General features: G+C 46.7%; 5 protein-coding genes. All 5 read left to right on the top strand.

The window, feature by feature from the left end; translation table 11 throughout:
• Positions 1–455: 455 nt before the first annotated feature.
• Positions 456–3,452, top strand: coding sequence for an aminomethyl-transferring glycine dehydrogenase (gene gcvP, locus JGK20_RS30575; RefSeq protein WP_293233281.1), 2,997 nt, complete (start codon positions 456–458; stop codon positions 3,450–3,452).
• A gap of 251 nt (positions 3,453–3,703) precedes the next feature.
• On the top strand, positions 3,704–5,293 hold the full coding sequence (locus tag JGK20_RS30570; RefSeq protein WP_293233279.1) for a serine/threonine-protein kinase: 1,590 nt from the start codon (positions 3,704–3,706) through the stop codon (positions 5,291–5,293).
• A 602-nt stretch (positions 5,294–5,895) separates the two neighbouring features.
• The gene (locus JGK20_RS30565) at positions 5,896–6,315 is read left to right on the top strand and encodes an endonuclease domain-containing protein (protein WP_293233277.1); all 420 of its coding nucleotides are present in this window, start codon (positions 5,896–5,898) and stop codon (positions 6,313–6,315) included.
• Positions 6,316–6,509: 194 nt separating this feature from the next.
• Complete coding sequence (locus JGK20_RS30560) at positions 6,510–7,871, top strand: protein kinase (RefSeq protein ID WP_293233275.1); 1,362 nt, start codon at positions 6,510–6,512, stop codon at positions 7,869–7,871.
• A gap of 4 nt (positions 7,872–7,875) precedes the next feature.
• Positions 7,876–8,452: glycoside hydrolase family 44 protein (locus tag JGK20_RS30555; RefSeq protein ID WP_293233273.1), on the top strand; the 577-nt coding region annotated here is incomplete at its 3' end.

Below are 8,452 nucleotides of genomic sequence, written 5' to 3'. Positions count from 1 at the left end.
AGCGAGAAAAGTAATTCCCGACTTCATGAAGGGAATAGAGGAATTGCCGTTTATTCCTGTAGTTTTAGGACTGTGGACTAAAATTACTAACGTAGATGTATAACATTGACTACTTTTGGGTAGCTTTGTCCAGGTTTTTACGAGCGGTTCCTTGATTCTTCCACAATCCGCCAGGGGTTGAAACCCACGGGGCTTTTAGCACAAGTCGTCTAAAGACGACTGATACCAAATCCGACTTAAATACCCCTTTGATCTCTTCGCCAGCTAAAGCAGACTTCGTTTAACTCGCTTTGCGGTTTCAACCACCGACTTTAATCTACAGTCGTCTTCAGACGACTTCTGCTATGAGACAGGGGTTTCAACCCCTGTCGGACTTTGATAGACGCAGAAAATCTTCCTTGTTCTCTTTGCGAAATGTTACAAAGTAATAAGAAATCCATTCAGGAGAATCAGCCTTGGTACTCTACAGCCCGCAAATTGAACCCAACCAACAGCAAAACCTTTCCCCCATCGACGGTTTTGCGGGAAGACATATTGGCCCAACACCCAGCGAAATCCAGCAAATGCTAGATGTTTTGGGTATTTCCAGCCTCGATGAGTTAATTGACAAAACGATTCCAGCGGCGATTCGCATGAATCAACCCCTACAACTTCCCGCAGCCAAAAGCGAGTACGCTGCTTTGGCAGAATTGAAAGAAATTGCTGCTAAAAATCACGTATTTCGATCGTACATCGGGACAGGATATCACAACTGCATCACACCCCCAGTTATCCAGCGCAATATCCTGGAAAATCCGGGCTGGTATACAGCCTACACTCCCTACCAAGCCGAAATTGCCCAAGGGCGATTAGAAGCTTTGCTGAACTTCCAAACCATGATAATCGAGCTCACGGGTTTGGAAATTGCTAACGCTTCCTTGTTGGATGAAGCGACTGCTGCGGCGGAAGCTATGGCGGTGAGTTACGGCGCTAATAAAAATAAAGCAAAAGCGTTTTTTGTCTCGCAAGATTGTCACCCTCAAACCATCGAAGTGGTGCAAACTCGGGCTAAACCGCTGGGAATTGAAGTGATTGTCGGCGACCATCAAAGCTTTGAGTGCGATCGTACTATCTTCGGTGCACTTCTGCAATACCCAGCCACCGATGGCGCAATTTACGACTATAGCGATTTTATTCGATCGGCACATCAAGCCGGCGCCTTAGTCACAGTAGCCGCCGATATTTTGAGTCTTTGCGTCCTCACACCCCCCGGCGAATTCGGCGCTGACATAGCCGTAGGAAGCACCCAGCGCTTCGGAGTGCCGATGGGATTCGGAGGGCCCCACGCAGCCTATTTCGCGACGCGAGAAGAGTTTAAACGGCAAGTTCCAGGGCGAATTGTTGGCGTTTCTAAAGATGCTAACGGCAAATCTGCTTTACGTTTGGCTTTGCAAACTCGCGAACAGCACATCCGCCGCGAAAAAGCAACTAGCAATATTTGTACCGCCCAAGTTTTGCTAGCAGTGATGGCGAGTATGTATGCTGTTTATCACGGCCCGTCTGGACTCCAAGCAATTGCCGAACAAGTACGCAGTTTAACCGCAATTTTAGCATCTGGTCTTGCCAGTTTTGGATACAAAATTGGCGATCGACCTTTCTTCGATACTCTCCGGGTAGAATTGGGAGATAAACCGCTATCGGAAGTTCTCCAAGCCGCTCAAAATCGCCACATTAATCTGCGGGTGTTCGATGAAACAACCGTGGGGATTACTCTGGATGAAACTGTCACGGCGGGCGATGTCAAAGAGTTGTGGAAAATCTTTGCACGGGAGAAGGATTATATCAGGGGTGACGGCGAGAATTCTCTGAGCGTTCCGCTGAATGCAGACGCCTTCACTTCCTATATGATGTTACCTGAGTTTTGCGATCGCACAACCAGTTATCTCACCCATCCAGTTTTCAACAGCTACCATTCCGAAACCGAACTGTTGCGCTATATGCACCGTTTAGAAGCCAAGGATTTATCGCTAAATACATCGATGATTCCCCTAGGTTCATGCACGATGAAATTGAATGCAACAGCCGAGATGGTTCCCGTGACATGGGCGGAATTTGGTAACATACATCCCTTTGCACCCCGCAACCAAACTCGCGGCTATCAAATGATGTTCGTGCAACTCGAACAATGGCTGGCAGAAGTCACAGGTTTTGCCGGAATTTCCTTGCAGCCAAACGCTGGTTCCCAAGGCGAATATGCGGGATTGTTAGTAATTCACCAATACCACGAACACCGAGGCGAATCTCACCGCAATATCTGTTTGATTCCCCAGTCAGCCCACGGCACAAATCCGGCTAGCGCGGTGATGGCTGGGATGAAAGTAGTTGCTGTCGAGTGCGATTCCCAGGGGAATATTGATGTCGCCGACTTGCAGAAAAAAGCCGAAAAGCACAAAAATGAACTCGCTGCTTTGATGGTAACATATCCGTCTACCCACGGCGTGTTTGAGTCAGAAATTAAAGAAATTTGCGAGATTGTCCACAACTGCGGCGGACAAGTTTATATGGACGGCGCAAATATGAATGCTCAAGTTGGTTTATGCCGCCCCGGTGATTTTGGTGCCGATGTTTGTCACTTGAATTTGCACAAAACTTTCTGTATTCCCCACGGCGGCGGCGGGCCGGGCATGGGGCCGATTGGAGTCATGTCTCATTTAGTGCCTTTCTTACCTGATGTTTCCGGAGATCCCCCCCAGCCCCCCTTAACAAGGGGGGGGCAAGAGTTGGGCAGTCAATCGATAGAGTCCTCAACAAATGTGGAGAAAGATTGCAATTCTATAGGTGCTGTTTCGGCCGCGCCTTGGGGAAGTGCTAGCATTTTGACTATTTCTTGGATGTACATTCGGATGATGGGAGGAGTCGGTTTAACTGAAGCGACAAAAGTAGCAATTCTGAATGCGAATTACATGGCGCATCGGTTAGAATCCTATTATCCGGTTTTGTACAAAGGGAAATCGGGTTTGGTAGCGCACGAGTGCATTCTGGATTTGCGACTTCTCAAAAAGACAGCAGGCATTGAAGTCGAAGATATTGCCAAACGCCTGATGGATTACGGCTATCACGCACCGACAGTTTCTTGGCCAGTTGCCGGTACAGTAATGGTGGAACCGACGGAAAGCGAATCGAAGCAGGAATTAGACCGTTTTTGCGATGCGATGATTGCGATTCGAGGGGAAATTGCCGAGATAGAAAAAGGCAATGTTGACGCGCAAAATAACGTCTTGAAAAATGCGCCTCACACCGCAGAATCTCTGATGGTTGATGAGTGGAATCATCCTTATACTCGCGCGCAAGCCGCTTATCCAACACCTTGGACTCGCGAACATAAGTTTTGGCCTGCGGTGGGCCGGATAGATAATGCGTTTGGCGATCGTAATTTTGTCTGTTCTTGTTTGCCAATGGAGGCTTACACTTAAGGTTCCAATCCCTGTAAATCTCGTTTTTCTCCGAGGCCCGATCCCCCTAAATCCCCCTTAAGAAGGGGGACTGTCGATCGATTCCAGTCCCCCCCCTTCTTAAGGGGGGCTAGGGGGGATCTCCGGGTTTGATAGATGCTGAATATCTAGGTGAAAAACCCCCGGTAGTTGAGCGAAGTCGAAACCCTCAACCAAAATTCCCCCATCTCAGCTATAATCAAAACCATCCTCTCCACACCCACATACCCGCCATGAGGCACTGGCCACCCGGACAACAAATCCACGACGGCAAATACATCATCGAAGCCATCCTCGGTGGCGGCGCATTCGGAGTTACCTACCGTGCCCAAAACCCCAAAGAAGGCAAAGTAGTCGCCATCAAAACCCTAAATGCCAACATTCAAGGGAAACCAAACTTTCGCGAATTACAGGATAAATTTGTTAACGAAGCTATATCTTTAGCCAAGTGCCATCATCCCCACGTTGTCGAAGTTTACGGAGTGTTTTCCGAAATGGTCGGAAATATCCAATTGTGGTGCATGGTGATGGAATTAATCGACGGCACTAACTTAGCAGAATATCTCGAAGATAACGGAATTTTGTCCGAAGCCAAAGCTTTGCCAATTATTCAACAAGTGGGAAGCGCGCTGAGTTTTGTGCACCAGCAGGGATTTACTCACCTGGATGTTAAACCCCAAAATATTATGTTAAGAACCCCCCCCAGCCCCCCCTTGGTAAGGGGGGGAGCAAGAGAAAATACTGCATTCTCTTCTCTTAGTAAGGGGAGCGAAATTTCTTCTTCCCCCCTTAGTAAGGGGGGCCAGGGGGGTGCAGTTTTGATTGATTTTGGCTTGGCGCGACAGGTAACTGCGCCGGGGAAATTGCGGACAAATAGCAATTCCGGGACTGAGTGTTACGCACCGATTGAATTATTAGAAAAACGGGCCGAACTTGGTGCTTATACAGATGTTTATTCCCTAGCAGCAACGCTTTATGTCATGTTGACTGGTGAGTTGCCGTTTCCGTCGCAATTCAGGAAGCAAAATATTCCTTTAACTCCGCCAAAGCAGCACAATTCTGAGATTAGCGACAGGGTGAATGCGGCGATTATCAAAGGGATGGAGTTGGAACCGCAAAATCGCCCGCAGTCGGTGCAGGAATGGTTGGATTTGCTGATACCCCAAAAAGTGGCTTTGGATTTAGGGATGGCTAAAAAAGCGGAGACAGTGCAATTGAATTTGTTAGATTTGGTGATACCAAAACCAGCGGCTGCTGAGACTACGCGGGTGATTTCAGCCGTGGGGATGGATTACTATAACTTGCGGGATTTATTAGCAGCAGGAAAGTGGAAAGAAGCCGATAAGGAAACGGCGAGAGTGATGTTGAAGGTGGGGGGTATGGAACGTCGCCGAATGCTGGATGTAACAAGTATTGATAAATTCCCCTGCGAGGACTTGCGTACTATTGAGCAACTTTGGGTAAAATACAGCAATGGGCGCTTCGGCTTTTCGGTGCAGAACCGCATCTTTCAAAGTCTGGGGGGAACCAGGGAATATGATAATAAAATATGGGAAGCTTTTTGCGAGCGGGTAGGCTGGAGAAAAAAGAACGAAGAGGAGTGGCAGAACCAATGGCTGCGCTACAAAGACCTCACTTTTTCAGAGAAAGCACCTGAAGCTCATCTCCCGGTTTGGGTTTTGGTCTGTGGTCTTAGGTATGATAAAGATGGGGATCCGAAGGATAATGAGTTAAATACGACAGGTGGGGGATACTACAGTCCTGCGTATGGGGGTAACTTCTCTTCTCTCGCGTCGAGACTTGTAAAGTGTAATAACATCTAAGCCTTACAGGATTTCGTAAAGATTTATTACAGGCAATAAAACCACGAAGCCACGCCAGTTCTACCTTTCCGATACCTGGCACTGCGAGTCATCGGCTTCAGGCTCGATTTTCGTAGTTTTTTGTAGTATCTGCCCCGCTATTTGCGGGTTATAACAATTAGCAAAAACCAACTTTTCAGCCACCGCTAAAATTTCTGGATTTTCCGCAAATTCAAGAAACCGGGTTTCTGCGATAATTTATGTATCATCACCGAGATTCAGGAAGAAACCCGGTTTCTACCTCCCCACCAACAGCTTCTAAACTCCATAACTTAGAAACAAAATTTGTAGTTTGGATCAACAAAAAAGACTAAGCAACTAACAATAAAACTCAAACAACTCTTACTCCCCCCCTTACCAAGGGGGGCTGGGGGGGTTAAAGTACCAGCAACCAACAATCAAACTCAAATAACTCTTGCTCCCCCCCTTACCAAGGGGGGCTGGGGGGGGTTAAAATACCAGCAACCAACAATAAAACTCAAACAACTCTTGCTCCCCCCCTTACCAAGGGGGGGCTGGGGGGGGTAAAATCTCAAAAACCAACAATAAAATCCTATATAACAATGACAAAACTCTACAACAGAAGCTCAGAAAAATTCAAGCGGCAGAAGCTTCGCAGAGAAATGACAGAAGCGGAAAAGCAGCTATGGAAACGTATCAGAAACAGACAGCTTGAAAACTGTAAATTTCGCAGACAATACAGTGTAGCAGCATTTGCGATCGACTTTTATTCACCAGAAATCAAGTTAGCACTGGAAGTTGATGGTGACAGCCATTTTGTGGATGGCGCTGTAGAATATGATGCAGAAAGGCAAGAGTTTATTGAGTCGGCAAGGATTAATTTTTTGAGGTTTACTAATGATGATGTTTATCATAATTTGGATGGGGTTTTAGAGGTGATTGTGGAGGGGATTAAATCGTTGAGAACATTGGGTGTTTTACCCCCCCAGCCCCCCCTTGGTAAGGGGGGGAGCAAGAGTTAGCCCTTTGTTAAGGGTGGGGAGTAAGAGTTAGAAATGTACATGAGATTTAATCGTTTATTGCATCAACTCTTTTACCCCCCCCAGCCCCCCCTTGGTAAGGGGGGGAGTAAGAGGTAGCCTTTTGTTAAGGGTGGGGAGGAAGAGTTTCGAGCATCCAAAATCCACAATTGAATAATCCAAAATCTATAATATATATGAGTTCAAAAGTTACCCTCACCATCACCGCAGGTAATCTCAAAGGCAAAGAATTCACCTTTGATACCCGCACTACTTGTATTATCGGCCGCGCCAAAGATTGTCATCCCAAAATTCCCGACGACGAAAAACACCGCACGATTTCTCGCTATCACTGCTTGCTAGATATCAATCCTCCCGATATCCGTATCCGCGATTTCGGTAGCAAAAATGGTACTTTTGTTAACCGCGAAAAAATCGGTCAGCGAGAAGCCCATCAATCTCCTGAAGAGGCAGCTCAAATTCAATTTCCAGAGTATGATTTGGGGGAGGGAGATGAATTTACACTCAGCGATACTTCTTTTCGAGTTGCTGTTGCCCTTGATCCGGAAATTGTCAAAAATGCTCAACAACAAAAACCTGCTTCTATTCCTTCAAATCAAGAGAATTTGTGGGAGATGCTGAAAGCTTTTCTGTTCAAAGCTGTGGGGGGTAAAAATAATATCGGGGTTCTCGGTGATTATGTTTTACTAAAAGAGTTGGGTAAGGGTGGTTTTAGTTTGGTTTATTTGGCGCGACACAAACAAACTAACGAAGAAGTCGCGCTGAAAGTGATGTTACCAAAGGTGGCGGCGAATCAGCGGGCTGTGAATTGGTTTTTGCGGGAAGTTGATAATACTAAATGTTTGAAACATCCTCATGTGGTAGGATTTAAAGAGTCTGGTTATGCCGATGAAATTTTCTTTTTTACGATAGAATACTGCGAGGGTGGCAGTGTTGTGGATTTGATGGCCAAACGCGGTGTTAGCACTTTACCGATTGGTGAGGCTGTCGCAATTATTCTGCAAGTTTTAGATGGTTTGATTTATACGCATAATGTGGAAATTCCGAATGTCAGATTGGCTGATGGTAGTTTTGCAAAGGGACGGGGTTTGATTCATCGGGATTTGAAACCGGGGAATATTTTTGTGGCGAATGTGAGTGGGAAACAAGTTGCTAAGATTGGGGATTATGGGTTAGCAAAGGCTTTCGATCAAGCGGGTTTAAGCGGCCAAACGATGACTGGTTCTCAGGTGGGTACGCCGTGTTTTATGCCCCGACAGCAAGTGCTTGATTATAAGTATGCGAAACCGGAGGTTGATGTTTGGGCGGCGGCGGCTTGTTTGTATGTGATGATTACGGGATATTCGCCTCGCAATTTTGTGGGATTAGACCCGTTTCGTGCTGTGCTGGATAATGATGCGGTTCCTATTCGCGATCGCACTTCGTCGATCCCTCAACCGTTAGCCGCCGTAATCGATCGCGCTTTAATCGACAATCCTGAAATTTATTACAAAAGTGCAGTAGACTTTAAACAAGCCTTATTAAACACTATATCATAAATTAATGAATGCAAGATTTTTGTGGCTGTCTCCCGAAAATAAACCTCGTTGGCCGATCTTATTCTTGTTAGCTACAGTCGCTGCTTTGGGGGTAGTGGCAACAACAGCTTACTTCAAAAATGCCCTAGCCCAAACAAGTAGTTTAGCATTATCTGTAGACGTGAGGGCCGATCGCCATTCCATCAGTCCCGACATCTACGGTATGAACGATTTTGCCATAGATCCGGCCCTCGCCAAAGAGTTGCGAATTCCGGTGGAACGCTGGGGCGCCAATCACACTAGCCGCTACAACTGGTTAGTCGATTCTTCCAACGTCGGCGATGACTTCTTTTTCGTCGGCGGCGGCGACAACAAAAACCCCATTCCCGGCGATTCCACCGACAAAATTGTCAAAACTAACCGCAACAACGGCAGTAAAAGCATCGTTACCATCCCGATGATAGGCTATGTAAATAAGTTTAGCACTTGGAACTGCGGTTTTAGAGTATCCAAATACGGCGCGCAAGAAAAAACCAATCCCTACATTTTTCCCGAAGGCGATAAGTGCGGCAATGGGAAGCGTCCCGACGGCACTTTAATTA

Origin of the sequence: Microcoleus sp. PH2017_05_CCC_O_A, from assembly GCF_020738785.1 — a bacterium.
GTDB lineage: Bacteria > Cyanobacteriota > Cyanobacteriia > Cyanobacteriales > Microcoleaceae > Microcoleus.
Note: the sequence above shows the minus strand (reverse complement) of the source record. Positions and strands in the feature narration are given on the sequence as shown.